The following is a 26,541-nucleotide window of genomic DNA, read 5'->3' on the forward strand; positions in this document are numbered from 1 at the left end:
GGTTTTTTTTCGCTCCGGGGGCGCCCGTTCCGCCGTGGGCGCTGTCCCCTCCCCACCAAGGGTCCCCCCCCCCCCCCCCGCCCCCCCCCCCCCCCCTCCGGCGGGCGCCGGCGCGCAGGTGCGGGCCGCCGGCGCCAAGGCCAAGAAGGCCCGCGACCCGGCGAAGACCGCGTCGGGGCCCTCCGAGCACACCGACGCCGGCGCCGTGACCTACTTCAAGCGGCGCTGGGAGGGCGACAAGGCCGTCAAGCGGATCACCGACATCAGGACCGTCGGCAAGTATCTGCGTATCTACACCGACCTGCCGGAGTCGGCGCACAACTCCAAGCCGGCGCTCGACCTGTGCAAGCGGGGCCTTGAGTACCTCGTTCAGGAGGTCGGCGACCAGCACCCCGTGGTGTTCGTCCAGGCGGGGTTCGGCCAGAACGGCAACCCGGTGCTGGCCAACGTGCTCGGCGCCGGCGACAAGTCGTGCCGCCTGACCCACCCGGCGCCGCACTGACCGGCGCCGCTCCGGCCCGCCGCGGCCTCGGCCCGCGGCGGGGAGGGCCGCCTGCCCACCCGGACGCGGGTCTTTCCGCAGACCGCGCAGCGCTGCGTGACCACCCGGCCGATGGTCTCGATCGTCTCCCACCTGTGGCGAAGGTGCACGCCGCTCCCGCACGAACCCGGACCCGGGCTCCCGCGAAAGCGGAGAGCCCGGTTGTGGTCTACCCGTACGGCGCATGAACACTCGCTGACCGTCACATCGCACTGGCTTTGCGTTACCGGCCCGGGATGTATGAGGCGGCCGGTGAGCACGGAAGCCCGGGCGATGGCTACGTCAGGTCGTCCAGCGCGGCCAGCGCCATCTCGATGTAGTCGCTCAGGGGGCGCTCGCGCCCGTCGAGGTGCCACTGCTCCAGCGAGCCGAAGTAGACACCGAACCAGTAGGTGCGGGCCACGACGCGGGCTCGCGTGGCGGTCATGCCGGTGGCGTGCAGCAGGTCGGCCAACCGCCGGCTGGCCTCATCCAGCCCGGCGTACACGGCCGTGCGGACCACGGGTTCCTCCAGCACGTATCGCATGCCGCGCCAGGGCCGGCTCTGGGCCACGCCCTCGTGCCGGGGCGCGGCGATGACGGCGACGATCCGCCGCAACGTGCCGGGCAGGTCGTGCACGTCGATGTGGGGTTCCATCTGGTCTTTGCCGATGGCCGTGTACGGGTCTGTCGTGAACAGCCCTTCCTTGGTGCCGAAGTAGCGATAGAAGGTACGCGGGGAGACGCCTGCGGCGGTGGCGATCTGTTCGATCGTCACCCCGCCGTAGCCGTGCTCGTCGAAGAGGTCCATAGCGGTGTCGATGATGTGGTGCACCGCGGCCAGCCGGTTGCGTTCACGAAGAGTCAGGGCCATGCCGTCACGATAGCCCGACGCGCCAACTTGGCAGTTGATGCCATATTGACAGTCTTTGCCAGAAGTGGAGACGATGGGGATCCCCCTTTTGAAGAGGAGAGGAATATGCCGACGCACGTGATCGCAGCCCATCTGGCGGTCATCAGCGCGCCCCTCGCCGCCCTCCTGGCCCTTCTCTACGCCTGGCTTCCGAGGACACGGCGCGGGCTGCGCATTCCGCTGGTCCTGGCCGGTGTGCTGAACGCGGTGCTCGCGGTGTGGGCGGAACAGGCGGGCTCCACGTTGTACACGACGCTGCAGGCCGCCGCGCGCAGCGCCGGGCGGGAACTGCCGCCGACGGTCCTGGTGCACGCGCACCAGGGCGACGCCCTGACGGTGGCCTCGTTCGCGCTGGTCGGAACGGTGCTCGCGGTCGTCTGGAAGCCGCTGGCACCGGACCGGGAACGGCGCGTGGGGGCGGTCATCGCTTCCTGCGTGCTGAGCGCCACCGTCGTCGCCGTGTGGTGGTTCACCGGGACCGCCTTGGCCGAGGCGATGCGGGCGGTGTGGGCGCAGCACACTTTGTGGCCGGCATGATCGCCCGCCGGCCTCTTCACGCGCTTAAGCGGTGGATGTACCGCCGGAACCGCCCCGGAAGACTGGCGCGGGCTCTGAACCGGCTCGATGTGCTGACGTTCGGGACGGGCAGGCTCATGCCGCGCCAGGCGGTCGTCCTGGAGGTGCGCGGCCGATCCAGCGGCCGGACGATCGAGGTGCCGCTGGCGCTGGCGGACGTCGCCGGCCGCGAATACCTGGTGTCGATGATGGGAGAGGAGGCCAACTGGGTGCGCAACGTCCGTGCCGCGGGCGGCCATGCGGTCCTGCGCCACGGCGGGCGCCGCCCGGTCCTGCTGGAGGAGGTGGACGCCGAGCTTCGGGCGCCCATTCTGCGCCGCTACCTCGAGATCGCGCCCGGCGCCCGGCCGCACCTCGCCGCCCGCCGGCGGGATGGCCTGGACGCCTTCGCGGCCATCGCCCCCCACCACCCGGTGTTCCTCGTCCGCGATGCCTGAAGACGGCCCGCCGGCCGGCGGGCAGACCTGCACCGGCGGCCGTCCCACGCCGCTGGGACGGGGTGGCCGCCAGGGGGCCGCGGGCCTCGTTTCAGTCGTCGAACGCCTTCCTCGCCGCCCCCGCGCACGGCCATGACGCGATCGCGGGTGCCTGTGCCGCTGGTCTTACCGGTGCTCCGAGTCGGCGGGGTCCAGTCGCAGGGAGACCGAGTTGATGCAGTAGCGGTCGTCGGTGGGGGTCGAATACCCCTCGCCGTGGAAGACGTGCCCGAGGTGGGAGTCGCAGCGGGCGCAGCGCACCTCGACGCGGGACATGCCCAGGGAGTGATCCTCGATCAGCGTCACGGCCTCGGACTTCGAGGGCTCGAAGAACGACGGCCACCCGCAGTGCGAGTCGAACTTGGTGTTGGACCGGAACAGCTCGGCTCCGCAGGCACGGCAGGAGTAGACCCCCTCGGTCTTGGTGTCGACGTACTCACCGGTCCACGCCGGCTCGGTGCCCGCCTGGCGCAGCACGCGGAACTCCTCGGGGGACAGCTGGACGCGCCACTCGGACTCGCTCTTGACCACCTTTTCCATGCCTCAAGACTATGCGGGCCCACCGCTCGGACGGTCCCGCGGGCCGGTGACGTAAGCACTTCGTCAGCGGGTGCGGCGGGGCGGGGCGGCCCGGTTCCTGTCGGTGCCCCGGGGTACGGTCGGAGGCATGGCGTCGCCGTTCATCGAGCTCAACGTCGGGGGCCGGATCATCAAGGTCACCAACCCAGACAAGGTCTACTTTCCAGACATCGGTGCGACCAAGCGTGAGCTGGTCGAATACTACGTGTCGGTCGGCGAGGGCGCGCTGCGCGCGCTCAGAGACCGGCCCACCTACCTCAAGCGCCATCCCGACGGCGTCCTCACCGAGGCGATCTACCAGAAACGCGTGCCGCCCCGGCACCCCGACTGGCTGCAGACCGTCACCGTGCGGTTCCCCAGCGGCCGCAGCGCCGACGCGCTGCGGGTGACCGAGGTCGCCGCCATCGCCTACTGCGCCAACCTGGGCACGATCGACTTCCACCCCTGGCCCGCCCGCGCCGACGACGTCGAGCATCCCGACGAGCTGCGCATCGACCTCGACCCCCAGCCGGGCACCGGCTTCGAGGACGCCCGCGCGACGGCGTTCGCGGTGCGCGAGGTCCTCGACGAGCTCGGCATGCGCGGCTTCCCCAAGACCTCGGGCAACCGCGGCATCCACATCAACGTGCGCATCGAGCGCCGCTGGTCGTTCACCGAGGTCCGCCAGAGCGCCATCGCCCTGGCCCGCGAGGTCGAGCGCCGGCGTCCCGATCTGACCACCACGGCCTGGTGGAAGGAGGAGCGCGGCGAGAAGGTCTTCATCGACTACAACCAGAACGCCCGCGACCGCACCATCGCCAGCGCCTACTCGGTGCGGGCGAGGCCCAACGCCCCGGTTTCGACGCCGCTCACCTGGGATGAGCTCGCCGACGCCGACCCGCGCGACTTCGACATCCGCACCGTCCCCGCGCGCTTCGCCGAGATCGGCGACGTGCACGCCGAGATCGACGACCGCGCCTTCTCCGTCGAGCCGCTGCTCGAGTGGTACGCCAAGGACGAACGCGGCGACATGCCCTATCCGCCCAACTATCCCAAGATGCCGGGCGAGCCCAAACGCGTCCAGCCCAGCAAGGCCAGACCCGAGACCGGCGAGGCCGGGCCGGGCTGACCCCCTCGGACCAGGCTGACCCCTCGGTCCGAGCCGATCCCTCGGTCCGGGCCCGTCAGTGCTCGGGCAGGCCCGGCGGTGTCCCGAGCCAGGGGGCCGGCGGCGCTGCCGAGGCGAGCCGGTCGGCCGCGATCCGCGGCGGTCGCCTCGCCGGCAGTGGCCGCCTTCGACGCGTGCGTGCGCCCGGCCGCCGTCCGGAACGGAACGGCGGCCGGGCGCACGAGGCGGTCTACCAGTTGGCGGGCAGGCCCGGGGTGGCGGGGGGCAGCGGGCGGTTCGGCGGGTGGATGACGTAGACGATGCCGCGGCTGCTGGAGCCGCGCAGCCAGACGTTCTCGAAGTTCGCCCTCGGGTAGACGTGGCGCACCGCGTCGTCGTCCGGCGAGGCGGGGTCGTTGGCGATCACGTCACCGGTCGCGGTGAAGCCGACGATCACCATGAGGTGGCCGTTGGTGCTGTACCCGGCCCCGGGCAGCTCCTCCTTCTTGAACGACTGCGAGGTCACCACGGGGACGCCCGCGGCGATCAGGCGCTCCATCTCGGTCAGCGAGCGCAGCCGGGTGACGAACCCCTCCATGCCGTACCGACCGGCGTAGGCGGTGTTGAACGGCCAGTTGCCGGCGCCCTCGTAGGCGTGGTCGTAGGTGTACCGCGCCGCGTAGTCGACCTCGGGGTCGGGGTCGGCGGGGTCGACCCACGCGGTGTCCCGCGCGCTCGGCCATCTGCCCCAGTAGCCGAGGACCATCGTGGTGGAGGTCGGGCTGCACCACGCCTCCCCGCCGCCGTCCCATTCGGGGTAGTGGCCGACGTGGACGTTCTGGGACCGGCGCGGCACGTTCAGCTCGACGCCCCACGCGGCGCCGCCCGGGCTGACCGGCACGGTCGCGCGGTCGGGGGCGGCCGAGGCCATGGCGCCCAGCGCCCGCACCTTCGGCCTCACGTGCGAGCCCGGCGTGCGGTACAGCGTGACGCGAAGCTGGTAGGCGGTGATCGGCCGGTCGTCCGCGGCGACGAAGGTGTCGACGGCGACGTAGCCGTCGTCGTCGCCCTGCCTCGGCACCGAGGTGCGCTCGATGTCGCCCTCGGCGTAGGCCCAGCGGCCGAGCACGTACCACTTGCTGAGGCCAGTGGAGTTGCGCCCGCGCATCTCCACCTGCAGCCAGCTTCCGGAGGGGACCTCGGCGTTCCAGGAGGCGACGGCCTCGGTGGCGGCGAAGCCGATCGGCCGCTCCTTGCCGGTCCAGCGGGCGTACTCCCAGGTCTTGGTGCCGAGGGCGTCGGTGTAGGAGGTGGTTCCCACGGGGTGGGCGAAGGCGAGGGCGGCGCCGGGGGCCACGCCCTCGGCCTTGCCCTGGTGGAACGAGGCTCGCTGGTAGGTCACGTCCACCGGACCGGCGTCGCTCGCGGCCGCGGCGGGGCTCGCGGCGCTCGCGGCGCAGGTCGCGGTGAACAGGACGGCGGAGAGGAAGGCGGAGAAGTACATGGTCAGCACGCGCATGGGCTCACCTTGCCTGTGGGTCGGTTGGCCGCCGACGGTAGATCCTCCGACCGCCGCTCGCATCGGATGGTTTACGTATGAGTAGACAAAGGTGACGTCCTGGCCACATGGCGGCGCGCGGTCAGCGGACGGAGCCTTCGAGCAGGCCGCGGATGAAGTGGCGCTGAAGGAACAGGTAGAACACCACGACCGGGGTGGCCACGATCACCGCACCGGCCGCCAGCAGGGTGAACCCCGAGGTGTACTGCCCCTGGAAGAAGGCCAGGCCGAGCGGCGCCGTGCGCAGCGACTCCTTGGTCACCATGATCAGCGGGATGAGGAACTCGTTCCACGTCCACATGAAGACCAGCACGGACAGCGTGACGATCGCCGGGCGGGCCGGCGGCACCAGCACCTGCCACAGCGTACGCCAGTGGGAGGCGCCGTCGATGCGGGCGGCCTCCACGACGGCCCTGCCGCTCGCCCGGAAGTACGCCCGCATCCAGAACGTGCCGAAGGACACCGACATCGCGACCTGCGGCAGGGCGACCGCCCAGAAGGTGTCGGTGAGCCCGAGCGCGCGCAGGTCGAAGAAGAGCGGCACGGCGATCGCCTCGCTCGGCATCATGATCCCGAGCAGGAAGAGGTAGAACAGCGCGCTCTGGCCGCGGAAGCGCATCGTCCCGAAGGCGTACCCGCTCATCACCGACAGCACGACCGCCACCACGACCACGAACGCCGACACGGCCAGGCTGGTGCGCAGGTAGCCGCCGAACCGGCCGATCTCCCACGCCCGCGCGAAGTTCTCCGGGTGCATCCCCGCCAGGCCCGCGCCCGCGGCGGCGCCGTCGTCAGGACCGAGCGCCGCGGCCAGGATCGTCAGCACGGGGAACAGCGCGAACGCCGCGAAGGCGATCAGGATGGCGTAGTTGGCGACGCGTTCGGCACGCGAGATCATCGGCGGGCACGCTTTCTGCGCGAGGCCGCCGCGGCGGCCGCAGGCGGGGCCGGGGGGAAGGCCCTCACGACGCGGCTCTCACGAGGCGGCCCGGTCGGCGAGGCGGTTGACGGCGAACGACACGGCGAAGATCAGGGCGGTCAGCGTGACCCCGATGGCCGCCGCCGAGCCGACCTGGCCCAGCTCGAACGCCCGGTGGTACACCGCGAACGACGGCACCGAGGTGGAGTCACCTGGCCCGCCCCGGGTGGTGACGTACACCAGGTCGAACGTGCGCAGCGCGGCGATCACGGTCAGCGTCAGCGCGACCGCGATCTCGCCGCGCACCGAGGGCAGGGTGATCGCGAAGAACTCGCGCACGGCGCCGGCCCCCTCCAGCCGCGCGGCCTCGTACAGGTCGAGCGGGACGCGGCTCATGCCGGCCAGCAGCAGCACGGTGACCAGGCCGCTCTCGAACCACGTGCCCACCACGCCGACGGCGGGCAGCGCGAAGGCGTAGTCGCCGAGCCAGCCCCGGGTGAGGGAGTCCAGTCCGAGGCCGCGCAGGATGTCGTTCAGCGTCCCGTCCGGCGCGTACACCCGGCGCCAGGCGACGGCCACCACCACCATCGCGACCACCTGCGGCACGAACACCACGGTGCGGAAGAAGGCCAGGCCCCGCACCTTGGCGTGGTTCAGCACGGCCGCCAGCGTCAGCCCCACGGCCAGCGGGAACGCGGCGTAGAACACGACCAGCACCGCCGCGTGGCCGAACGCCGCCCGCAGCCCGGCGTCGGCGGCGATGGCCGCGTAGTTGCCCAGCCCGGCCCAGCGTCCCAGCGTGAGCCCGTCCCAGTCGTACAGCGAGATCTGGACGGCGCGGCCGATGGGATAGAGCAGGAAGGCCGCGTAGACGGCGAAGGCGGGCAGCAGATACAGATACGCGACCCGCCGGGGCTCTCCCGGAGGCGTGCCCGCCGGGCGGCCGCGCCGACCGGCCCGAGGATGGCCGGCGTCGTGGGGCGTCACCCGTTGGCCTCCGCGAAGGCGTGGTAGTCCTTCTCCAGCCGCTCCAGGAACGCGCGCGGCGCCGCCCGCCCGGCCAGCAGGTCCTGCAGCGCCGCGCCGAGCGTGTCGTACATCGTGGGCGTGGCGTAGTCCAGGTACGGGACGAGCCCGTCGGCGGCGGAGGCGGAGCCGAAGGCGGTGAAGGCGTCCTTGCGCGGGCCGGAGGGGACGTTCTGCTCCGCGGCGCCGGCGATCGGCAGGTTGCCGGTGGCGGCGAGCACCTTCATCGCGTTCGCGTCGGTGATGAAGTTCACGTACGCGGCGGCGGCGTCGGGGTGCGGGCTCCTGGCGGTGACCGCGAACGGCAGGCCGGTGCCGCCGGTGGCCACCGGCGGGGCGCCGGCGTCCGCGCCGGGAGGCAGCATGAAGCCGAGGTCGCCGCCCAGGGACTTCTCCAGGTCGGCGAGCAGCCAGGTGCCGGCGATCAGGAAGACGCCCTGGCCCTTGCCGAACGCCTGCCATGCCGGGTCGTACCCCTGTCCGTTGAACCCCTTGGGGAGGTACCCCTTGCGCGCCCAGCCCGCCAGCTCCTCGGCGGCGCGGGTGTTCTCCGGCGTGAGCCAGGTGGCGCCCTTGCGGCCGAACGCCAGCGTGCGGATCGTCGCGGGATCGACCGTGCGGCTCTGGACGGTGCCGAACAGGTGGATGGCCGGCCACTTGTCCAGGTTGCCGAGCTGCATCGGCACCTCGCCCGCCTGCTCGGCCTTCTCCAGCGCCGCCTGGAAGTCGCCCCACGTCGCCGGCGGCCGCAGGCCGAGCCTGGCCAGCTTGGCGGCGTTGTAGTAGACGCCGACGACCTCGCCGACCTGCGGCAGCCCGTACAGGCCGCCCTCGCCGAAGATCTTGCCGTCGGCGCTGTAGCGGGAGTAGCGCAGGACGGAGGCGGGATAGCGGTCGGCCCAGCGGTAGGCCGCGGCGTAGGCGTCGAGCGGGCGAAGCTGCCCCGCCTTGACGAAGGCGCCCATGTCGGAGCGCCCGTTGTTGGCCTCGACCACGTCCGGGGGCTCGTTGCCGCTGAGTGCCAGCCGCAGGGTGGTCTTGAGGTCGTCGAACGACCGCGAGACCCGCTTGATGGTGATGTTGGGGTACTTGGCGCTGAACGCGGCGTTGAGCTGCTTCATCTGCGCGTCCTGGCCGCCGCGGACCTCCTGGTCCCACACGGTCAGGGTCACCTCGCCGAGCGCGGCGGCGTCGGTGCGCACCGCGCCGCCGGACGGCGCGGCGGTCGGCGCGGCCGGGCCGCCGGAGCCCGGCGCGCAGGAGGCGGCCAGCATGGCGAAGGCCGCGAGGGCGGCGAGGGCGGCGGCGGGCGCCGCGCGCCGAGGGCGGGGGGAGATCAAGCCTCAGCCTCTTTCGTGGGGAGCGGTCTCGCCCGCGGTCTCGGACGGGGTGGGCGTCACGGTGGCGCCCGCGTCCACGTCGGCGTGCCGCGACATGGTGGCGGCGGCGCGGCGCACGGCGCCCACGGGGACGGTGGGCACGAGCTTGTCCAGGAAGGCGTACCGGCGGGCCAGCGAGTCGATGTAGGCGCCGCTGTGGCCGCTCGCGGCCGAGGCCCGCACGTCGTGCCACCAGTCGGCGATGTCGCCCCAGCCGGGTGCGGCGAGCGAGCCGCCGAACTGCTGCACGGCGAGGGCCGAGCAGACCCCGGCGAACGACAGGCGGTCGGCGAGCGGCCAGCCGGACAGGGTGCCGAGCACCAGGCCGGCCCCGAAGACGTCGCCGGCCCCGGTCGGGTCGAGCGCGGTCACCCGCAGCGCCGGGGCGTAGGCCTCCTCGCCGGTGGTGGAGTCGATGGCCATCGCGCCGTTGGCGCCGTCGGTCACCACCGCGAGCGGCACGCGGTCGGCGATGGCGTACAGGGCCTCGCGCGGGGTTTCGGTGCCGGTGTAGGCCATGGCCTCGACGGCGTTCGGCATGAAGGCGTGGCAGACCGAGAGTTGGTCGAGCACCGTGGCCGACCAGGTCTCCGAAGGGTCCCAGCCGACGTCGGCGAAGACCAGCGCGCCGTCCTTGCGCGCCAGGTCGGCCCAGCCGCACGTGTCGCCGCCGCTGCCGAGCGGCTCCTCGGCCGACAGCGGCGCGATGACCGCCCGCGACCGGGGCGGGCGGCCGATCATCTGCGTCGGGGTCATGGGCGCGGGGTGGCCGTGGGTGACCATGCTGCGGTCGCGGTTGACGGCCATCGAGACCGTCACCGGGGAGTGCCACTGCTGGAACCGGCGCGAGCGCGACAGGTCGACCGACTCCTGCTCCGACAGGATGCGCCAGTTGAAGTCGGCGTAATCGTCGTCGCCGAACGCGGCGGCCATCGAGGTGCGCAGCCCGAGGCGGCTGGAGGCGATGGCGAGGTTGGCGATGCCGCCCGGGCACGAGCCCATGCCCTCCGCCCACACCTCGGTGCCCGCGGCGGGCATGGCCTGCAGGCCCGTGAAGACGATGTCCAGGAAGACGGTGCCCGCCGTGAAGACGTCGAACTCGGGCCCGTCGGGGCCGCGTTGTTCGGCCAGTGGGTCGTACGCCTGGGCTGACACGGCAGGGTTACTCCTCCACGTGCGAAGATGTGCGAAGATGTGCGACTCTTGCATGTTCCGGCCGCCCATATCAAGGGCGGCGGTCGCGGTGCGGCAGGTCAAGGGCGCCGCCGGCTCCGCGGTGCGGCGGGGACGCCTCACGCGGGCGGGTCGAGCCGCTCGATCATCCAACGGCACCAGGCGGCGCGGTGGCGTTCGTAGCTGAGGCCGCACCACAGGGTCGCGTAGTTGCCGAAGGACGGCTCCCCGGGGTCGGGGATCGCCTCGAAGTCCGCCTGCTGCCGCTCGTACTGGGCGATGCGCTCGTCGTGCAGGGCGAGCTGGGCGCGGAAGAGCTCGGCCATCTCGGCCGGGTCGGCGATCCAGGACGCGTAGGTCTTCAGCACCAGCTCGTCGCGCTCGGCGCGGGCGCGCGGCGGCTCGGTGACCCACTCGCGCAGCGCCGCCCTGCCCTCGCCGGTCAGGTGGTAGACCTTCTTGCCCTGCGGCCCCGGCCCGTGCTCGGCCTCGTACCGCACCAGGCCGTCGGCGAGCAGCTTCTGCAGCTCGGTGTGGATCTGGCTGTGTTTGGCCGTCCAGAAGTAGCTCACCGGGCGGTTCATCACCGCGGTCAGCTGGTAGCCGGTCCTCGCGCCCTTGGCCAGCGCGGCCAGGATCGCGAAACCAAGTGTTGAAGGCATCGCCACCCGAGTGTAGTGTGCGGCACTATGTCAGTTCAGACATAGAGCGAGGTGGTCATGCGAGCGATCGCCGGCCTGGCGGCGGCACTGGTCCTGGCGCTGAGCGCGTGCGGGGGCGAGGCGGGCACGACGGGCGCGAACGGGCAGGCCGCGAGCTCCGGCCCCCCGGCGTCCGGCACACCCGCCTCGACGCCGGCCGCGGTGCCCTCCCCGGCGCCTTCCCCGGCGTCCACCCCCACGCCGCCGCCGTCCCCGACGCCGCGCCCGGTCCCGAAGGGGCCGAACCTCTCGGGGTGTTACACCGAGGACGACGGCGAGATCTTCACCTACGGCGAGGAGGATCTGCCCGGCGTCGTGATGGGCAAGGGCTCCACGGGCGTCGTGATCTCCTACGAGCGCGGCGGCAACGCCTGCACCTGGCGGCCCCTGGCCGACCGGCTGGTGGCCGCCCGCTACCGCGTGCTGCTCTACGCCCGTGACCTGGAGGCCCTCCCGGAGGACAACATCGTCGCCATGGCCAGGCGGCTGGGCAGGGAACGCGGCGTCAAGCGCCTGGTCCTGGCCGGCGGCTCGATGGGCGGCACGCTGTCGGTGGGCGCCGCGCTGAGGCTGGGCGACCGTGTCGCCTCGGTGGTCACCCTGGCGGGGCCGCCCCTTCCCGAGGAGGCGGCCCGGCTCACGGTGCCGCTGCTGCAGATCACCGGCGCCGATGACGCCGACCGGCCGCGACGGATGAAAGAGGTCCACGACGCGGCCACCGGCGCTCCCGACCGGCGGCTCGTAATCGTCGAGGGCGAGTCGGCGCACGCGTCCTCGCTCTTCGACACCCCGCACGGGCCGCAGGTCCTGGACACGATCATGACGTTCGTCAACCGGCACCGGGGCTGACACTCCCCGGACCCGCCCCCTGGGCGCCGCCCGGCGGCGCACTCCAGGCCATTGGTCGGCCTGGGGTGCCGTGGTACGGCGGTGCCAGGCGGCTCGGCGGTTTCAGGCGGCTCGGTGGAGGAAGCCGAGGCCGGCGGCCAGCCGGCGGAGGTCGACGCCGCCGGCGCGCATGATGCGGACCGAGCGGCCGGCGCCGTCGGCCAGCAGGCCGCACATGAGGTCCTCCCCGGTCACCGGCCCGGCCGCCGCCCCGCGCCGGTGCATGGCGACCTCCACGACCTTCCTGGCCGCGCCGGTGAGCGGCAGGTCGTGGACGGGGCCGGACAGCGTCACGCGCAATGGGCGCCACCGCGACCGCCACAGGGACCAGCGGGCCGGATCGTCCGGCCGCGCGAGCCCGGACAGGCGCCGGCGCACCTCGTCCAGGTCGATGCCCAGCGTGGCCAGCAGCTCGCGGTCGCCCGGGGCGGAGCCGACGGCGGCGCGGACCGTCTCGGCGGTCAGCTCGAAGCCGTCCAGCGGCCCGTCGAAGGGACGGGTCTCGGCCAGCGCCAGCAGGATGACGTCCTCGTCCAGGACGGGCCGGCCCGCGTCCACGGCGAGCAGGCCCGCCCGGACCATGGCCTGCCGCGCCGCCGGGGCGAACCTGGTGAACATGCTCATCTCTCACTCCCTGATGCCTCGCCGACGACCCGGTGGGCGTGCTTCCTGTGCGCCGTCTGCCGGCGCACGCCGAGGGCGGCGGCGATCGCCTCCCACGACCAGCCCTGGGCGCGGGCGTTGCCGACGTGCGCGGCCTCCAGCTCTTCCAGGAGCCTGCGCAGAGCGGCCACGGCGGCCAGGCCGGTGGCGGGATCGCGGCCGTCGGCGGCCGCGGCGAGTTCGGTCACTGCGCTCATGACGTCAGCATAAGCTGACACGGGCCGGTTGTCAGCAGAAGCTGACGAAGACGGGACAAACTCGGGCGTCCGGGTACATAGCCGGGGAGAGACGGGGACGGGAGGGCTGCTTACCAGACGACTCGCTTCCATGTGGGAGGCAGCTGAACTATGGCGAGCGGCGAGCGGCCCGCGCTGCGGGTCGATCTTCTGGGAGGCTTCCGGCTCCTGGCCGGAGGGGAGCAGGCGACGGTCTCGGGCGGCACCGAGCGTCTGGTGTCGTTCACCGCCCTCTGCGGGCAGGCCGTGCCGCGCACGCTGCTGGCGGGAACGCTGTGGCCCGACCGGCCCGAGCGGCGGGCGCAGGCGAGCCTGCGGTCCGCGCTGGCCCGGCTGGAGGACGCCGGCCGGCAGGTGCTGGACATCGGGTCCACGGAGGTGCGGCTGAGCCGGGCCGCCGGCGTCGACATCGGGGAGGCGCGCGCCCTGGCCCGCCGGGTGCTCGACCCGTGCACGCGGACGGGCGGGCGGGACCTCAGCGCGGCCGCCGTGGAGGCGCTCTCGGTCGACCTGCTGCCCGGCTGGTACGACGACTGGGTGGTCCGCGAGGCCGAGGAATGGCACCAGTTGCGCCTGCACGCGCTGGAGGCGCTGGCCGACGACTTCACCGATGCCGGGCGGTTCGCCGACGCCGTCGCCGCCGCCGGGGTGGCCGTGCGCGCCGAGCCGCTGCGCGAGAGCGCCCACGCGGCGCTGATCCGCGCCCACCTGGCCGAGGGCAACCAGGCGGAGGCCCTGCGCGACTTCGAGCGCTACGAGAGCCTCCTCGCCTCCGAACTGGGACTTCGCCCGACCCCGCTGGTGACGGGACTCGTCGCGGGCTTGCGCGTGGTCGCCCAGCGCTGATCCGCCGCCGTCCTCGTGCTGTCACGCCGGTGTCACGGCCTGGTGGCGGGAGACCGGAAAGCATGTGGTTCGTCCCCACGGGCGGCCTCCGCCCTTGGCGGCCGGCATCACGGCCACGACAGAACAAGGAGTCGGCCATGGTTGGCAAGCGATCCCTGATGGTCCTCGGCCCGGCGCTGCTGTCGCTCTCGCTCTACGCCTCCGGGGCCGCGCAGGCGTCCTCGGACCCGCGACCGGCCACGGCGGTGACCGGCGCGTGGCAGGACACGGCGGCGCCGGCGGGTCTGCGCGTGCTGCCGCGCGACCGCGAAGACTACAAGAAGGGGTACGGGGAGGGCTACGCGGACGGCAGGGACGCCTGCGAGTCCGGCAGCGGCAAGAAGAACAGGTCCCAGGGCCTGAAGGCGGCCGAGGCGGACTTCGAGCGCGGGTACTCCGCCGGCTACGACAGCGGCTTCGCCGCCTGTGACGGCTCGGGGAAGAGACGAGAGGGCTCCTCCGGCAAGCGCACCGAGAAGTCGGAGAAGGGGTCCGCCAAGAAGGAAAGGTCGGAGATGTCGGAGAGGGGCACCTCCGAGCGGCGGGGTATGTCGGAGAAGTCCCAGATGGGCACCTCCGAGAAGGGCATGTCCGAGAAGGGCATGTCCGAGAAGAGCGAGAAGGGCACCTCCGAGCGGGGCATGTCCGAGAAGTCCGAGAGAGGCACCTCTTCCGAGAAGGGCATGTCGGATAAGTCGTAGAAGGGCACCTCTGAGAAGGGCATGTCCGAGAAGTCATCGCCGATGATGGAGGACTGAGCCCTCCCGCGGGACCTCGGCGGGCTCTCTGCGGACACCGGCGCACAGGGACATGGGCGAGTCGCCCATGTCTCTCGGGTCCCTCGGGCCCGGTCCCGCCTGGTGGGTCAGCGGGCCAGGATGTCGTCCAGGTTGTAACCGACCGGCGTTTCGAGCTGGGCGTACGTGCAGGACTCGGGGGCGCGGTCGGTGCGCCAGCGCCGGAACTGGGCGGTGTGCCGGAACCGGTTGCCCTCCATGTGGTCGTAGGCCACCTCGACCACCAGCGTCGGCTCCAGCGGGACGAACGCGAGGTTCTTGCCCGCGCTCCAGCGGGAGATCGCCCCCGGCATGCGCTGGGCGGTGCTCTCGTCCTGCGACATCCACGAGCTCCAGGGGTGTCCGCCCAGGTCCTCCAGGAGGTAGGGCTTCAGCTCGTCGATCAGCTCGGCGCGGCGCTTCATCGGGAACGACGCCGCCACTCCCACGTGGTGCAGCACGCCGGCCGCGTCGTACAGGCCGAGCAGCAGCGACCCGACGACCGGCCCCGACTTGTGCTCGCGGTATCCGGCGACGACGCAGTCGGCCGTGCGCTCGTGCTTGACCTTGAGCATCGTGCGCCGGTCGGGCTCGTAGGGCTGGTCGGTGCGCTTGACCACGATGCCGTCCAGGCCCGCGCCCTCGAACATCTCGAACCACTCGCCCGCGCGCTCGTCGCTGGCGGTGACGGGCGTGAGGCGCACGCGGTCGCCCGCGCCGGCCAGTGCCTCGACGAGCCGGGCGCGGCGCTCGCCGAACGGCGTCTCCATCAGGCTCTCGTCGCCCAGCGCGAGCAGGTCGAAGGCGACGAACGAGGCCGGTGTGCGCTCGGCGAGCAGCTTGACCCGCGAGGCGGCCGGGTGGATGCGCTGCTGAAGGGCGTCGAAGTCGAGGATCTGGCCCTGCCGCAGGACGATCTCGCCGTCGACGACGCACCGTTCGGGCAGTTCGCGCTTCACCGCCTCGACGAGCTCGGGGAAGTAGCGGTTGAACGGCCGCTCGTTGCGGCTGCCCAGGTAGACCGTGTCGCCTTCCCGGAACACGATGCACCGGAAGCCGTCCCATTTCGGCTCGTACACGAAGGCGCCGTCCTGCGCGGGCAGCGCCTTGACCGCCTTGGCCAGCATCGGCGCCACCGGTGGAGGGACCGGCAGGTCCATCTCGGGCGGCGGCTCCGGCGGGGCGGCGCCTCGCTTGCGCGCGGGCCCCGCGGCCTCGGCGGGCGCGCCGCCGGGGGCCTCGGCCCGTGTGCCGTCAGAGACCGCGGCGGGCGGCCCGGTCTCGGCGGCGGGACCGGTGGCCGGTGGCTCGGGCGGGACGGGGTCGCCAGGCCGGTCGGGACGGGTCATCTCGGCTCCCGGGTGTACTTGCAGAAGAGGAAGCCTTCTTCCTCCAGGACGTGCGCGAGGCGCATCGCGACGTTCGAGGCGGGGCCGTTGAGGATGCGCGCCGCGTCGCCGCCGGTCAGGACCGGGCTGATCGTCAGGCACAGCTCGTCCACCAGGCCGGCCGCCGCGAGCTGCCCGTTGATCCTCGGGCCTCCCTCGCACAGGATGCGGCCGAGGCCGCGCTCGCGCAGCGAGGCCACGGCGAGCGACATGTCGACCCGCTCGTCACCGGCCACGATCACCTCGGCCCTCCGGCCGGCCTCGTCGCGGCGGTCCTTGGGCGCGCGCTCGGTGGTGATCACGATGGTTCTGGCGTACGGCTCGGCCTCGGTGAACAGCGCGCTGCCCAGGTCGAGGTCCAACCGCCGGGTGATCACGGCGATGGGCGGGGTGAGCGGCCGTCCCATGCGCAGCTCGCGCCACGAGGGCCGCGGGCGGACGGGGCCGTACGCCTCGGTGCGCACGGTGGCGGCGCCGGCGAGCACCACGTCGGCCAGGCCGCGCAGCACGCCGAAGACGCGCCGGTCGCCCTTGCCTGAGAGGCCTTCCGACACGCCTTTGAGCCACGCGCCTCCGTCGGCGCCGGCCACCATGTTCAGGCGCAGCCACTCGTGCCCGGGATAGGCGTAGGCGTGGGCGAGATCGACGTCGTCCGCTGGACTGGGAAGAATCCGTCGCACGGTTCCTACCTTGGCACAAGCGGAAGGGCCGGTCGTGGAGGGGGCGGCAAGGTCGCCGGACTAATAGTTCGGCATATATAGCCATTTGTGAGACTTGAGATGCGTAGCGTTACCCGGCCGCGCCGAGATGTAGGGGAGGGAAACGACGTCTTGGCAGATCGGAGGGCCCGGTGCGGCTGGCGGCTGTGGTGATGTGGCTGGTTACGGCGGGGTTCGGGGTCTACCTCCTATGCAAGTGGCTGGCCGGGGGAGGGCTGCGCCAGCAGAAGACCAAGGTGACCCGCTTCCCCACCACGCTGGTGTTCCTGCACCCCGCCCTCGGGGTCTGCTCGCTGGCCTCGTGGGCCGGGTTCCTGCTCAGCGGCCGGCGCGGCTACGTCTGGGGGTCGCTGAGCCTGCTCGTCCCGGCCCTGCTGCTCGGCTTCACCATGTTCACCCGCTGGCTCGGCGCCGGCCGCCACGCCAAGGGAGCGGAGCAGGGCTTCCCCGTCATCGCGGTGGTCCTGCACGGCCTGGCCGCCGCGACGACCTTCGTCCTGGTGTTGCTCACCGCCGCGACCATGTAGGCGCGTGCGGCGTTCAGGGCCTGGCGGTGGAGCGCAGGACCTGCATGGACCGGCTGGTGACCGCGACCAGGGAGCCCGGGTTGTGCACCGGCGCGGAGGGGTCGTCCAGATCGGCGCGCTCTTCGGCGGTGTCCAGGACGGTCTGCCAGCCGGGGCCGAAGTCGGCGTTCGGAAGGGCGAAGGCGATGTTCTCGTGGTGGGCGTTGACCAGCAGCAGGAAGGAGTCGTCGGTGATCCGCTCGCCACGCGGGCCCGGCTCGCTGATCGCCTGCCCGTTGAGGAAGACCGCCATCGCCTTGCCGAAGCCGCTGTTCCAGTCGCCGTAGGTCATCTCCTTGCCCGACGGCGTCAGCCACACGATGTCGCGGACGTCGCCCTCGGGCACCCGGCCGAGGAAGAAGCGGCGGCGGCGGAAGACCGGATGCCGCTTGCGGAACGCGGCCAGGGCGCGGACGAAGTCCAGCAGCTCGGACTCCGAGCGCAGCAGCGACCAGTCGATCCAAGAGACCTCGTTGTCCTGGCAGTAGGCGTTGTTGTTGCCCTGCTGGGTGCGGCCGATCTCGTCGCCGTGCAGCAGCATCGGCACGCCCTGCGACACGAACAGGGTGGTCAGGAAGTTGCGGCGCTGACGGCGGCGCAGCCGCACGATCGCGGGGTCCTCCGCCAGGCCTTCGGCCCCGCAGTTCCACGAGCGGTTGTCGTCGGTGCCGTCGCGGTTGTTCTCGGCGTTGGCCTCGTTGTGCTTGTGGTCGTAGGAGACCAGGTCGGTCAGCGTGAAGCCGTCGTGGCAGGTGACGAAGTTGATGGAGGCGACCGGGCGGCGCCCGCTGGTCGCGTACAGGTCGGAGGAGCCGGCCAGGCGGGAGGCGAACTCGGGCAGCACCGGCGGGCCGCCCCGCCAGAAGTCGCGCACGCTGTCGCGGTACTTGCCGTTCCACTCGGTCCACAGCGGCGGGAAGTTGCCCACCTGGTAGCCGCCCGGGCCCACGTCCCACGGCTCGGCGATGAGCTTCACCTGGGAGATCACCGGATCCTGCTGGATCAGGTCGAAGAACGCCGATAGGCGGTCGACGTCGTGCAGCTCGCGCGCCAGCGCGGCCGCCAGGTCGAACCGGAAGCCGTCGACGTGCATCTCCATCACCCAGTAGCGCAGCGAGTCCATGATCAGCTGAAGGGCGTGGGGGGAGCGGACGTTCAGGGAGTTGCCGCAGCCGGTGTAGTCGAGCAGCAGGCGCCGGTCGGAGTCGAGCAGCCGGTAGTAGGAGGCGTTGTCGATGCCGCGGTAGGACAGCGTGGGGCCCATGTGGTCGCCCTCGGCGGTGTGGTTGTAGACCACGTCGAGGATGACCTCGATGCCCGCCTCGTGCAGGGCCTTGACCATCGCCTTGAACTCCAGCACCTGCTCGCCGCGCTGGCCGGCGCTCGCGTAGGCGTTGTGCGGGGCCAGGAAGGAGATCGTGTTGTAGCCCCAGTAGTTGGTCAGGCCGCGCGCCACCATCGCGTGCTCGGGCACGAACTGGTGCACCGGCATGAGCTCCACGGCGGTCACGCCGAGGCTCACCAGATGGTCGATCACGGCCGGGTGCGCCAGGCCGGCGTAGGTGCCGCGCTGCTCGCGGGGCACGTCCGGATGGCGCATGGTCAGCCCGCGCACGTGCGCCTCGTAGATGACGGTGTCGTGGTACGGCGTGCGGGGCGCGCGGTCGGCTCCCCAGTCGAAGAACGGGTTCACCACCACGTTCTTCGGCATGTACGGCGCGCTGTCGTCGTTGTTGTGCCGGTACGGGTCGGTGAACTGGTAGGCGAACAGCGATGGGTCCCAGCGGACCTCGCCCTCGATCGCCTTGGCATAGGGATCCAGCAGCAGCTTGCTGGGGTTGCAGCGGTGCCCCGCCCCCGGGTCGTACGGCCCGTGCACGCGGTAGCCGTACCGCTGGCCGGGCATGACGCCGGGCAGGTAGCCGTGCCAGACGAACCCGTCGACCTCGGGAAGGTCGACGCGGGTCTCCTGGCCGGTATCGTCGAAAAGGCAGAGTTCGACCCGCTCGGCGACTTCGGAGAAGAGCGCGAAGCTCGTACCCACGCCATCCCAAGTGGCGCCCAGCGGGTACGGCTCACCAGGCCAGACCTCACGCATGTAGCCTCATTGTGGTCGTGGGACGGTTCGCGGTGCAGCTCGATCGCGCGGCTGTTGCTCTGTCGTGATCCGGGCGCCCGTTGATCTCCTCACGTTTGGTTACTCCGTGCCGCAGACCTGCGTGCTTGCGTTCCGGCTCTACTGTCGATTTTAGGGCCGCGCGTCTGATTTACCAGATCTTTCCGGCCACTGAGACGCCCCCCGTGGGCGGTGGTGGCGAGGGTGCCGCCGGGAGCCCCATCAACGTACTGCAAATCGGTCAAATGAGTATATATGACCTGTAAAGCTTTACTTTTCCCAGAAAAGGGGTGATCGGACATGGCGAGGCCCCCGCGCCGCCGTCGCGTGCGGGGGCCGAGCGCCTCGTCAGCCGATCAGTTCGGCGTCCAGCGTGATGGTGGTGCCGGCCAGGGCCTTGCTCACCGGGCAGTTGGCCTTGGCGGTCTCGGCGGCGGTCTGGAAGTCCTCCGCGGAGATGCCCGGCACCTGCGCCCGCACGCTGAGCACGATGCCGGTGATGCCCTCACCCGGCTGGAACGTCACGTCGGCCCTGGTCTCGACCTGCTGCGGCGGCGTGCCGGCCTGGGCGAGCCCGTGCGAGAGCGCCATGGAGAAGCAGGAGGAGTGCGCGGCCGCGATGAGCTCCTCGGGGCTGGTCTTGCCGTTCGCGTCCTGCGAGCGCGAGGCCCAGGTCACCTCGTAGACCCCGACGCCGGAGGTGTTGAGCTCGACGGTGCCCGAGCCGTCGAGCAGCGCGCCCTTCCACTGGGTCGTCGCGGTACGTGTCGTCGCCATGGCGATCTTCCCTTTCGATGCTGAGGTGGTTGCAAGCCCGAACCTACACGCGCGCCTGATGCGCGCGGTGCTCGGCTCGGACGAGATCCTCAACCTCGGCGCGCAGCGCGAGGAACGGGGGCGTCCGCTTGACGGTGAGCGGACGCTCGTCGGGCAGGCCGACGACGAGGTCGCGCGCGATCCTGCCGGGGTCGCAGGACAGCACCAGCACCCGCCGGCCGAGGAAGACCGCCTCCTCGACGTCGTGGGTGACCATGATCACCGTGGTCGGCTCCTCCCGCCACATCTGGCGGACGAACAGCTGCATGTCCTCCTTGGTCTGCACGTCGAGCGCGCCGAACGGCTCGTCCAGCAGCAGCACGCGCGGCGAGCACGCGAGGGCCCGCGCGATGGCGACGCGCTGCTGCTGGCCGCCCGACAGCCTGCCGGGCAGCGCGCCGGCCAGCTGGGCGAGCCCGACCTCCTCCAGCAGCCGGGCCACCCGCTCCTCGCGCGGCGCGCGGGGCAGGCCGAGCGCCTCCAGCCCGAAGGCGACGTTGCGCGCCACGCTCCGCCACGGGTACAGCGAGGCGGTCTGGAACACCAGGCCTCGCTCGGGGCCCGGCCCGGTGACCTCCTCGCCGTCCAGCAGCACCCGCCCGGTCGTGGGCCGGGTCAGCCCCGCGATCAGCGAGAGCAGGGTCGACTTGCCCGACCCGCTGGCGCCGACCACGCAGACGAACTCCCCGGGCTCGATCGTGAGGCCGATGTCCGCCAGCACCGGCCGCCCGGGCGCGAACTCCTTGCCGACCCCCTCCAGACGCAACGTCACGCCGTCAGCCTCCCCGCTCGCGTCCCCATCGGTGACGGCGCCGCGCGCCGCGCCTTCTCGTTCGCATCGTTCGCGCGCCTCACGCGGCCCACCTGCCGACGCGGGCGCGCAGCAGGCGCAGCAGGATGTCGATGGCCAGGCCGATCAGGCCGATCACCACGAGGATCGCGAAGATCCGGTCGGTCTGCAGGAACCGCTGCGCGCGGATGATGCGGTACCCGAGCCCAGAGGTGGCCGCGACCAGCTCGGCCACGACCACGAAGTTCCAGGCGGCCGCCGCGTTGACCCGCATCGCGTCGATGACGCCGGGCAGCGCGTACGGGAACACCACGCGGAAGGCGACCCTGAGCCGCCGCGCGCCGAGCGTCGCCGAGACCTCCAGCAGCCTGCGGGGCACCCGCCGCACGACGTCGGCGGTCATCAGCGTGTTGAAGAAGACCACGCCGAGCACCAGCAGCGCCACCTTGGACGACTCGCCGATGCCGAGCCAGATGATCAGCAGCGGGATGAAGGCCGAGGCCGGCAGGTAGCGCAGCAGGCCGATCAGCGGCTCGGCCAGCGACTGCGCCCAGGGCAGCGCGCCCATCGCGAAGCCGAGCGGCACCGAGATCAGCACGGCCAGCGCGAACCCCAGCCCGATGCGGCCGAGGCTCGCGACCAGGTCGGACCAGAGCTCGCCGCGCGCCGCCATGCCGGCGCCGGCCGTCCAGACGTCGGCGGGGGAGGGCAGGAAGACCGGGTTCACCAGGCCGCTCGCGCTGAGGGCCTGCCAGGCGGCGAGGGGGAGCAGCACCGAGAGCGCGCGCAGCACCCATGCCGTCCGGGCGGTCATGGCGCTGTCGAGCAGCCGCACCCGCCCGGCCCGGCGCGGCACCCTCCAGGGACGCCCGTCCATCGTGTCCCGGGACGCCGCGTCCGCCGGCCTCGCGTCCTGGGACATATCCCGGGACGTCGTGTCCCGGGACGCGTCGCGGGGCGCCGCCGTCTCGCCGGGTGCGGATGGGTCGCGCGGTCCGGCGGCGCCGGGCGGCTGGGGCATCGGGGCTCCGGCGGGGGCGGGGACGGGCGTCACGGCTGTACCGCCTGGACGAACTTCGGCTCCAGCAGGCCCTCCAGCGGCGGAGCGGCGTCGACGAGCTTGCTGGACACCAGGAACTCGGAGATCTGCTTGGCACGTGCGGGCAGCTCGCCGGCGAACGCCGTCCGGTTCTGCTCCAGCGTGAAGATCGTCGTGCCCTTCTCGTAGGTCTCGTAGTCCGCGACGCTCACGCCGGCGCGCCCGGCCATGATCCGCACGGCCTCGGCGCGGTTCGCGCCGATCCACGCCACGGTGTCGAACCAGGTCTTCACCAGCGCCTGCACGGCCTCGGGGTCGGTGTTCACCAGGTCCGCGCCGACCACCAGATGGTCGGGAATGGCGCCGGGGAAGTCCTTGGAGGTCGCGATCGCCGAGCTGCCGGGCCGCTTGAGCGCGGTGGTGGTGAAGGGGGCGAAGACCCCGACCGCGTCCACCCGGCCCGCGACGAACGCCGCGGCGGCCGCGTCGGTGGGCAGCGGCTGGAACTTCACGTCCGCCTCGCTCAGCCCGGCCGCGCGCAGGGCGAGCAGCAGCAGGTAGTGGTCCACGGTGCCCTGCTCGGCCGCGACCGTCTTGCCCTTGAGGTCGGCCAGGCTTTCGATCCCGTCGGCGGCGATGATCTGGTCGTTGCCGGTGGAGTTGTCGTTGACCAGGACGACGGTCTCCTTGGCGCCGCCCGCGGCCGAGGCGAGCGTGTCGTTCAGCGTCTGGCTGTTGGCGTCGATGTTGCCGGTCGCCAGGGCGTTGAGGCTGTCGGTGTAGCTGTCGAAGTACGACAGCTCGACCTTGACGCCGTTCTTGGCGAACAGCCCTTTCTCCTCGGCGACCTGCCAGGGGAACCAGCCGGGCCAGGCGCTGAACCCCAGCTTGATCGCCGCGCCGCCCGCGGCGTCCGGGGCGGCCGTCCCGCCTGCGCCGGGCTGCCCGGCACAGGCGGCGCTCAGCGCGAGCAGGACGGCGGCGGGCAGAATGGTGAGGCGTCGGAGCATCACACGGCTCCTCTCTCAGTCTTGCGAAGCGTTGACGTGCGGGCCCGCGGGTTCGGAGCCGTCGGGCCGGGCGCCGGCGCGCTTGGGGAGGTGGCCGGCGCGGACGAGGCATCCGAGGGTGTCGCAGATGACCCGGGTCGCGATGAGGGCGGTGATCTCGGCGTTGTCGTACGGCGGCGCGCACTCGACCACCTCGATGCCGGCGAGCGGCCGGGCGCCCGCGATGAGCTGGATGAACTTCAGCACCTCGCGGGGGAGGAAGCCGCCCGGCTCCGGCCAGCCGGTGCCGGGGACGAAGGCGGCGTCCAGGCAGTCGACGTCGAACGACAGCCACACCGCCTCCGCGCCGTCCCAGGCGACCTCCAGGGCGCGCTCGGCGGCGGCCTCGATGCCCATCTCGACGCAGTCGGTGACGGTCATGATGGTGGTGCCGCGTTCCCTGCCGACCTTCACGCCCGGACGCGGCGCCTGCCACCCGCCGATGCCGATCTGCACGAGGTTCTTCGCGGGCACGTTCGGGATGTCGGTCGCGTGGAACCAGGGCGTGGTGTGCATCCGCTCGTCGAGGTCGGTCTCCTGGGTGTCCACGTGCCGGTCGAAGTGGATGATGCCGACGTTCCCCCGCACGTGCTCGGCGACGCCGCGCACCGTCGGGTACCCGATCGAGTGGTCGCCGCCCAGCACGATGGGGAACGCCCCGCTGGCGTAGACGTGCGACACCGCCTTGCTGATCTGGTCGAAGGTCTTCTCGATGTTCGCCGGGATGGTGAAGACGTCCCCGAGGTCGGCGATCGTGATCGACTCGCGCAGGTCCACGCCCAGCTCGAAACTGTAGGGGCCGTAGAGCGCCGAGATCTTGCGGATGCCCTGCGGGCCGAAGCGCGTCCCCGAGCGGTAGGTCGTGCCGCCGTCGAAGGGCGCGCCCAGCACGGCCACGTCGTACTCGCCGCAGCGCCGCACGTCCTCGACGTACGGCGCCTTGAGGAAGGTGTTGATCCCGGCGAAGTGCGGCAGCTCTCCCCGGGAGAAGGTCGGGATGGTGCGGTCGACGATCGAGTCCGCGCCCGGCAGGCCGTACGCGAGGCCCCGTTCGATCTCACGCCGATGCGCCGCCTGCGGAAGCTCGGCCTCGCGTTCGACGGCGTAGCGGGCTTCGGGTCCGTAGTGGTCGTGGAGGTGACCCACGGCACTCCCTTTCGGAAACGCCTCACACAGGAGGCAGCCGATATGACTGTCTCCCGGGTTTTTGTCCCGCCGTGGAACGGCCGGAGGCCGCCTGCACCTCTCGGACCAGCCCCCTCGCGGGCCGGCGAGGGCGGAACCCTAGGTGCGCCTCACCGCAAGCCGGTGAGTCCCCTTCATGACAGCCTCGGCCTGTTTCCTCCGCGTTTCCGGTCCGTAGCGGATCGGTGACGTACTACGCACGCCGCCGCGAGGCCCGTGACCCGGCCGGCCGGTCCGGAGACGCACGCGAAGCGACGCCGTCGCGGGGACGATGGCGCGCCGCCCGGCGCGGGCGGGGCGCGGCGGGCGGCGTCGGCGGCGGGCGGCGCGTCCGAAAGTTTCACACCGCCGCGCGGGGAGACCGCCCTGTCCTGGATGTTCGCAGGCCGGAAATCGTCGGAGCTTTCGCCTTGACCTGGCCCCTTGACGTGTCCAGACTTGGCTCTTAGATTTCCGCAATGTTGACGCGAGGCCACGAAAATTTCGGGTCGGCGCGCGGCGTGAACCATGCCGCCGTCGGCCGAGGGGATGGCATGAGCGGTAAGCCGCCGATCGACCGTGACCAGGCCAGGACAGGCGCGTGGTGAGGGGCGGTCATCGGTGGTCTCGGCCGCCGGTGCCCACCCGCCGGATGACGCCGGAGGCGCAGGGATGAGCACGGCCGAGGTGACCGACGCGTCATCCGGCATCCGGGGCCCGGACGGGGCGGCGCCCGGCGCCGCCCGCCGCCGGGCTCCCTCGTCCGGCCGCACCTGGCGGCAGGCGCTGCGCCGCGACTGGCAGCTGTACTCGCTGGCGATCCTCCCGCTGGTGTTCTTCCTGGTCTTCCGCTACCTGCCGATGATCGGCAACGTGATCGCCTTCCGGAAGTTCCGGCCGGGCGGCAGCGTGCTGGGAGAGGAGTGGGTGGGCCTCCGGTACGTCCGGATGTTCCTGAGCGACCCCACGTTCTGGCACGTGTTCACCAACACCCTGGTCCTGGGCGCGCTGACGCTGCTGGTCTGCTTCCCGATGCCCATCGTGCTCGCATTGCTGATCAACGAGGTGCGGCACCGGCGCCTCAAGCGGTTCGTCCAGTCGGTGTCCTACCTGCCGCACTTCCTGTCGATCGTGGTCGTGGCCGGCCTGGTGATCGAGCTGCTGTCGGTGGACGGGCCGGTGAACCAGGTCCTGCGGGCGGCCGGCGACGACCCCATCGCGTTCCTGCAGCAGCCGGAGTGGTTCCGCACGATCTACGTCTCCTCGGAGATGTGGCAGACCGCCGGCTGGGGCACGATCCTCTATCTCGCCGCGCTCACGACCATCGACGAGCAGCTGTACGAGGCGGCGCGGATCGACGGCGCGGGCCGGTGGCGGCAGGTCTGGCACGTGACGCTGCCCGGCATCCGGCCGACCGCGGTCACCCTGCTGATCCTGAACATCGGCACCTTCATGGCGGTGGGGTTCGAGAAGGTCCTGCTGCTCTACAACCCGCTGACGTATCCGACCGCGGACGTGATCTCCACGTACCTGTACCGCATGGGCGTGGTCTCCAACAACTTCAGCTACGCCGCGGCGATCGGGCTGTTCGAGGCCGTGATCGGGCTGACCCTCGTCATGTCGGCCAACCTGATCTCCCGGCGCTCGGTGGGGACGAGCCTGTGGTGACGAACGACCACGGCACGGGCCGCCGCGTGTTCCGGGCGGTCAACGCCGTCATCCTCACCGGGGTCGTGATCGTGACCCTGTACCCCTTCGTCAACATCCTCGCCCGCTCGTTCAGCGACGAGAACGCCATCAGGTCGGGCCAGGTCAACCTGATCCCGCGCGGGTTCACGTTCACGACGTACCAGTACGTGGTCTCCGACTCCATGTTCTGGACGAACTACCGCAACACCGTGGTGTACACGGTCGTCGCCACGATGATCTCGATGATCCTGACCACCTGCTACGCCTACGTGCTGTCCAAGAGGCACCTCAGGGGCAGGAGGCTGCTGATCGGGATCGCCGTGTTCACCATGTTCTTCTCCGGCGGCATCATCCCCAACTACGTCCTGATCAGCAGCATCGGGCTGAAGGACAGCATCTGGGCCGTCGTCCTGCCGAACGCCATCAGCGTCTTCAACCTCCTGATCATGAAGACGTTCTTCGAGGGACTTCCGGTCGAGCTGGAGGAGGCCGCCGCGATCGACGGCATGAGCACCTACGGCATCCTGCTGCGCATCGTGCTGCCGCTGTCGAAGGCGGTCATCGCCACGATGGTGCTGTTCTACGCCGTCGCGTTCTGGAACTCCTGGTTCACCGCGTTCCTGTACATGAGCCGGTCGGACCTGTTCCCGGTGACCGTCTACCTGCGCAACCTGATCGCCGGCGCCACCACCGCGACGTCCGTCGGAGCCGACGCCAACGACCTGACGGCGGCGGCCAACATCACGTCGGTGACGATGGTGCTCACCATCCTTCCCATCGTGGGGATCTACCCCTTCGTCCAGCGGTACTTCGTCTCGGGAGTCATGCTCGGCGCGGTCAAGGGATAGCT

Annotated in this window: 28 protein-coding genes and 1 riboswitch; of the genes, 10 read left to right on the top strand and 18 right to left on the bottom strand. The window is 71.8% G+C overall.

Annotation, left to right across the window (positions count from 1 at the left end; genetic code table 11):
- The first annotated feature begins 118 nt into the window (after positions 1-118).
- The gene (locus tag ACZ6QO_RS01440; protein ID WP_465846557.1) at positions 119-502 is read left to right on the top strand and encodes a hypothetical protein; all 384 of its coding nucleotides are present in this window, start codon (positions 119-121) and stop codon (positions 500-502) included.
- 316 nt (positions 503-818) lie between these two features.
- Here ACZ6QO_RS01440 and ACZ6QO_RS01445 read toward each other — a convergent pair whose 3' ends face one another.
- On the bottom strand, positions 819-1,394 hold the full coding sequence (locus tag ACZ6QO_RS01445; RefSeq protein ID WP_465846558.1) for a TetR/AcrR family transcriptional regulator: 576 nt from the start codon (positions 1,392-1,394) through the stop codon (positions 819-821).
- A gap of 105 nt (positions 1,395-1,499) precedes the next feature.
- Between ACZ6QO_RS01445 and ACZ6QO_RS01450 the strand changes: the two genes are divergently transcribed.
- A complete protein-coding gene (locus ACZ6QO_RS01450) occupies positions 1,500-1,970 on the top strand; it encodes a hypothetical protein (RefSeq protein ID WP_465846559.1) in 471 nt (156 codons plus the stop codon).
- 89 nt (positions 1,971-2,059) lie between these two features.
- Positions 2,060-2,446 (top strand): nitroreductase/quinone reductase family protein, encoded by a 387-nt coding sequence (locus ACZ6QO_RS01455; protein ID WP_465846560.1) that lies wholly within the window; start codon positions 2,060-2,062, stop codon positions 2,444-2,446.
- Between the two features lie 165 nt (positions 2,447-2,611).
- Here ACZ6QO_RS01455 and msrB read toward each other — a convergent pair whose 3' ends face one another.
- On the bottom strand, positions 2,612-3,025 hold the full coding sequence (gene msrB / locus ACZ6QO_RS01460) for a peptide-methionine (R)-S-oxide reductase MsrB (protein ID WP_465846562.1): 414 nt from the start codon (positions 3,023-3,025) through the stop codon (positions 2,612-2,614).
- Positions 3,026-3,152: 127 nt separating this feature from the next.
- Here msrB and ligD point away from each other — a divergent pair, with 127 nt between their 5' ends.
- Positions 3,153-4,172 carry a non-homologous end-joining DNA ligase gene (gene ligD / locus ACZ6QO_RS01465; protein ID WP_465846563.1) on the top strand — a complete coding sequence of 340 codons (1,020 nt, stop codon included), beginning with the start codon at positions 3,153-3,155 and terminating at the stop codon, positions 4,170-4,172.
- Between the two features lie 229 nt (positions 4,173-4,401).
- On the opposite strand, the gene ACZ6QO_RS01470 is transcribed toward ligD, so the two are convergent.
- From ACZ6QO_RS01470 to ACZ6QO_RS01495, 6 genes are all read right to left on the bottom strand, one after another.
- Positions 4,402-5,670, bottom strand: a complete 1,269-nt coding sequence (locus ACZ6QO_RS01470; protein WP_465846565.1) for a C39 family peptidase — start codon at positions 5,668-5,670, stop codon at positions 4,402-4,404.
- Between the two features lie 121 nt (positions 5,671-5,791).
- Positions 5,792-6,607: a carbohydrate ABC transporter permease gene (locus tag ACZ6QO_RS01475; RefSeq protein ID WP_465846566.1), complete on the bottom strand. Its 816-nt coding sequence runs from the start codon at positions 6,605-6,607 to the stop codon at positions 5,792-5,794.
- Positions 6,608-6,685: 78 nt separating this feature from the next.
- Positions 6,686-7,615, bottom strand: a complete 930-nt coding sequence (locus ACZ6QO_RS01480) for a carbohydrate ABC transporter permease (protein WP_465846568.1) — start codon at positions 7,613-7,615, stop codon at positions 6,686-6,688.
- Positions 7,612-8,994, bottom strand: coding sequence for an extracellular solute-binding protein (locus ACZ6QO_RS01485; protein ID WP_465846570.1), 1,383 nt, complete (start codon positions 8,992-8,994; stop codon positions 7,612-7,614). Before ACZ6QO_RS01485 ends, ACZ6QO_RS01480 begins: the two co-directional genes overlap by 4 nt.
- 3 nt (positions 8,995-8,997) lie before the next feature.
- Positions 8,998-10,188, bottom strand: coding sequence for a carbohydrate kinase family protein (locus ACZ6QO_RS01490; RefSeq protein WP_465846572.1), 1,191 nt, complete (start codon positions 10,186-10,188; stop codon positions 8,998-9,000).
- A 137-nt stretch (positions 10,189-10,325) separates the two neighbouring features.
- Complete coding sequence (locus tag ACZ6QO_RS01495; protein ID WP_465846574.1) at positions 10,326-10,868, bottom strand: PadR family transcriptional regulator; 543 nt, start codon at positions 10,866-10,868, stop codon at positions 10,326-10,328.
- Positions 10,869-10,925: 57 nt separating this feature from the next.
- Between ACZ6QO_RS01495 and ACZ6QO_RS01500 the strand changes: the two genes are divergently transcribed.
- Positions 10,926-11,756 (top strand): alpha/beta fold hydrolase, encoded by an 831-nt coding sequence (locus tag ACZ6QO_RS01500; RefSeq protein WP_465846576.1) that lies wholly within the window; start codon positions 10,926-10,928, stop codon positions 11,754-11,756.
- 102 nt (positions 11,757-11,858) lie between these two features.
- On the opposite strand, the gene ACZ6QO_RS01505 is transcribed toward ACZ6QO_RS01500, so the two are convergent.
- Positions 11,859-12,419, bottom strand: coding sequence for a hypothetical protein (locus tag ACZ6QO_RS01505; protein ID WP_465846578.1), 561 nt, complete (start codon positions 12,417-12,419; stop codon positions 11,859-11,861).
- Positions 12,416-12,655 carry an RNA polymerase subunit sigma-70 gene (locus ACZ6QO_RS01510; RefSeq protein WP_465846580.1) on the bottom strand — a complete coding sequence of 80 codons (240 nt, stop codon included), beginning with the start codon at positions 12,653-12,655 and terminating at the stop codon, positions 12,416-12,418. Before ACZ6QO_RS01510 ends, ACZ6QO_RS01505 begins: the two co-directional genes overlap by 4 nt.
- 150 nt (positions 12,656-12,805) lie before the next feature.
- Between ACZ6QO_RS01510 and ACZ6QO_RS01515 the strand changes: the two genes are divergently transcribed.
- Together ACZ6QO_RS01515 and ACZ6QO_RS01520 are read left to right on the top strand one after the other, a co-directional pair.
- The gene (locus tag ACZ6QO_RS01515) at positions 12,806-13,540 is read left to right on the top strand and encodes an AfsR/SARP family transcriptional regulator (RefSeq protein WP_465846582.1); all 735 of its coding nucleotides are present in this window, start codon (positions 12,806-12,808) and stop codon (positions 13,538-13,540) included.
- 137 nt (positions 13,541-13,677) lie between these two features.
- Complete coding sequence (locus ACZ6QO_RS01520) at positions 13,678-14,280, top strand: hypothetical protein (protein ID WP_465846584.1); 603 nt, start codon at positions 13,678-13,680, stop codon at positions 14,278-14,280.
- A gap of 164 nt (positions 14,281-14,444) precedes the next feature.
- On the opposite strand, the gene ACZ6QO_RS01525 is transcribed toward ACZ6QO_RS01520, so the two are convergent.
- Both ACZ6QO_RS01525 and ACZ6QO_RS01530 read right to left on the bottom strand, forming a co-directional pair.
- Entirely contained in the window at positions 14,445-15,704 is a 1,260-nt protein-coding gene (locus ACZ6QO_RS01525) for an ATP-dependent DNA ligase (RefSeq protein ID WP_465846586.1), read from the bottom strand.
- Entirely contained in the window at positions 15,701-16,423 is a 723-nt protein-coding gene (locus tag ACZ6QO_RS01530; protein ID WP_465846588.1) for a pyrimidine reductase family protein, read from the bottom strand. The genes ACZ6QO_RS01525 and ACZ6QO_RS01530 overlap by 4 nt, the downstream gene beginning before the upstream one ends.
- A 170-nt stretch (positions 16,424-16,593) precedes the next feature.
- On the opposite strand from ACZ6QO_RS01530, the gene ACZ6QO_RS01535 reads away from it, so the two are divergent.
- Positions 16,594-16,989 carry a hypothetical protein gene (locus tag ACZ6QO_RS01535; RefSeq protein ID WP_465846589.1) on the top strand — a complete coding sequence of 132 codons (396 nt, stop codon included), beginning with the start codon at positions 16,594-16,596 and terminating at the stop codon, positions 16,987-16,989.
- A gap of 13 nt (positions 16,990-17,002) precedes the next feature.
- On the opposite strand, the gene glgX is transcribed toward ACZ6QO_RS01535, so the two are convergent.
- From glgX to ACZ6QO_RS01565, 6 genes are all read right to left on the bottom strand, one after another.
- Positions 17,003-19,126 (bottom strand): glycogen debranching protein GlgX, encoded by a 2,124-nt coding sequence (glgX, locus tag ACZ6QO_RS01540; RefSeq protein WP_465846591.1) that lies wholly within the window; start codon positions 19,124-19,126, stop codon positions 17,003-17,005.
- 366 nt (positions 19,127-19,492) lie between these two features.
- The gene (locus ACZ6QO_RS01545) at positions 19,493-19,921 is read right to left on the bottom strand and encodes an OsmC family protein (RefSeq protein WP_465846593.1); all 429 of its coding nucleotides are present in this window, start codon (positions 19,919-19,921) and stop codon (positions 19,493-19,495) included.
- A 43-nt stretch (positions 19,922-19,964) separates the two neighbouring features.
- Entirely contained in the window at positions 19,965-20,732 is a 768-nt protein-coding gene (locus tag ACZ6QO_RS01550) for an ABC transporter ATP-binding protein (RefSeq protein ID WP_465846594.1), read from the bottom strand.
- 79 nt (positions 20,733-20,811) lie between these two features.
- Positions 20,812-21,672 carry an ABC transporter permease gene (locus tag ACZ6QO_RS01555; RefSeq protein ID WP_465846596.1) on the bottom strand — a complete coding sequence of 287 codons (861 nt, stop codon included), beginning with the start codon at positions 21,670-21,672 and terminating at the stop codon, positions 20,812-20,814.
- Between the two features lie 128 nt (positions 21,673-21,800).
- Positions 21,801-22,799: an ABC transporter substrate-binding protein gene (locus ACZ6QO_RS01560; RefSeq protein ID WP_465846598.1), complete on the bottom strand. Its 999-nt coding sequence runs from the start codon at positions 22,797-22,799 to the stop codon at positions 21,801-21,803.
- A gap of 15 nt (positions 22,800-22,814) precedes the next feature.
- Complete coding sequence (locus ACZ6QO_RS01565) at positions 22,815-23,984, bottom strand: agmatinase family protein (RefSeq protein ID WP_465846599.1); 1,170 nt, start codon at positions 23,982-23,984, stop codon at positions 22,815-22,817.
- A 48-nt stretch (positions 23,985-24,032) separates the two neighbouring features.
- Positions 24,033-24,137, bottom strand: a riboswitch (guanidine-I (ykkC/yxkD leader).
- A 537-nt stretch (positions 24,138-24,674) separates the two neighbouring features.
- Between ACZ6QO_RS01565 and ACZ6QO_RS01570 the strand changes: the two genes are divergently transcribed.
- Together ACZ6QO_RS01570 and ACZ6QO_RS01575 are read left to right on the top strand one after the other, a co-directional pair.
- Positions 24,675-25,670, top strand: coding sequence for an ABC transporter permease (locus ACZ6QO_RS01570; protein ID WP_465846600.1), 996 nt, complete (start codon positions 24,675-24,677; stop codon positions 25,668-25,670).
- Positions 25,667-26,539 (top strand): carbohydrate ABC transporter permease, encoded by an 873-nt coding sequence (locus ACZ6QO_RS01575; protein WP_465846602.1) that lies wholly within the window; start codon positions 25,667-25,669, stop codon positions 26,537-26,539. The genes ACZ6QO_RS01570 and ACZ6QO_RS01575 overlap by 4 nt, the downstream gene beginning before the upstream one ends.
- Positions 26,540-26,541: the final 2 nt, after the last annotated feature.

The sequence above is a fragment of the Sphaerisporangium sp. NPDC049457 genome, from assembly GCF_055586705.1.

Bases quoted from the DNA above. Each gene is read 5' to 3' on its own strand.
- ACZ6QO_RS01445 (WP_465846558.1), bottom strand. From the start codon at position 1,394: ATGGCCCTGACTCTTCGTGAACGCAACCGGCTGGCCGCGGTGCACCAC.
- ACZ6QO_RS01450 (WP_465846559.1), top strand. From the start codon at position 1,500: ATGCCGACGCACGTGATCGCAGCCCATCTGGCGGTCATCAGCGCGCCC.
- msrB (WP_465846562.1), bottom strand. From the start codon at position 3,025: ATGGAAAAGGTGGTCAAGAGCGAGTCCGAGTGGCGCGTCCAGCTGTCC.
- ligD (WP_465846563.1), top strand. From the start codon at position 3,153: ATGGCGTCGCCGTTCATCGAGCTCAACGTCGGGGGCCGGATCATCAAG.
- ACZ6QO_RS01470 (WP_465846565.1), bottom strand. From the start codon at position 5,670: ATGCGCGTGCTGACCATGTACTTCTCCGCCTTCCTCTCCGCCGTCCTG.
- ACZ6QO_RS01475 (WP_465846566.1), bottom strand. From the start codon at position 6,607: ATGATCTCGCGTGCCGAACGCGTCGCCAACTACGCCATCCTGATCGCC.
- ACZ6QO_RS01495 (WP_465846574.1), bottom strand. From the start codon at position 10,868: ATGCCTTCAACACTTGGTTTCGCGATCCTGGCCGCGCTGGCCAAGGGC.
- ACZ6QO_RS01500 (WP_465846576.1), top strand. From the start codon at position 10,926: ATGCGAGCGATCGCCGGCCTGGCGGCGGCACTGGTCCTGGCGCTGAGC.
- ACZ6QO_RS01505 (WP_465846578.1), bottom strand. From the start codon at position 12,419: ATGAGCATGTTCACCAGGTTCGCCCCGGCGGCGCGGCAGGCCATGGTC.
- ACZ6QO_RS01510 (WP_465846580.1), bottom strand. From the start codon at position 12,655: ATGAGCGCAGTGACCGAACTCGCCGCGGCCGCCGACGGCCGCGATCCC.
- ACZ6QO_RS01515 (WP_465846582.1), top strand. From the start codon at position 12,806: ATGGCGAGCGGCGAGCGGCCCGCGCTGCGGGTCGATCTTCTGGGAGGC.
- ACZ6QO_RS01520 (WP_465846584.1), top strand. From the start codon at position 13,678: ATGGTTGGCAAGCGATCCCTGATGGTCCTCGGCCCGGCGCTGCTGTCG.
- ACZ6QO_RS01525 (WP_465846586.1), bottom strand. From the start codon at position 15,704: ATGACCCGTCCCGACCGGCCTGGCGACCCCGTCCCGCCCGAGCCACCG.
- glgX (WP_465846591.1), bottom strand. From the start codon at position 19,126: ATGCGTGAGGTCTGGCCTGGTGAGCCGTACCCGCTGGGCGCCACTTGG.
- ACZ6QO_RS01545 (WP_465846593.1), bottom strand. From the start codon at position 19,921: ATGGCGACGACACGTACCGCGACGACCCAGTGGAAGGGCGCGCTGCTC.
- ACZ6QO_RS01555 (WP_465846596.1), bottom strand. From the start codon at position 21,672: ATGTCCCAGGACGCGAGGCCGGCGGACGCGGCGTCCCGGGACACGATG.
- ACZ6QO_RS01560 (WP_465846598.1), bottom strand. From the start codon at position 22,799: ATGCTCCGACGCCTCACCATTCTGCCCGCCGCCGTCCTGCTCGCGCTG.
- ACZ6QO_RS01570 (WP_465846600.1), top strand. From the start codon at position 24,675: ATGAGCACGGCCGAGGTGACCGACGCGTCATCCGGCATCCGGGGCCCG.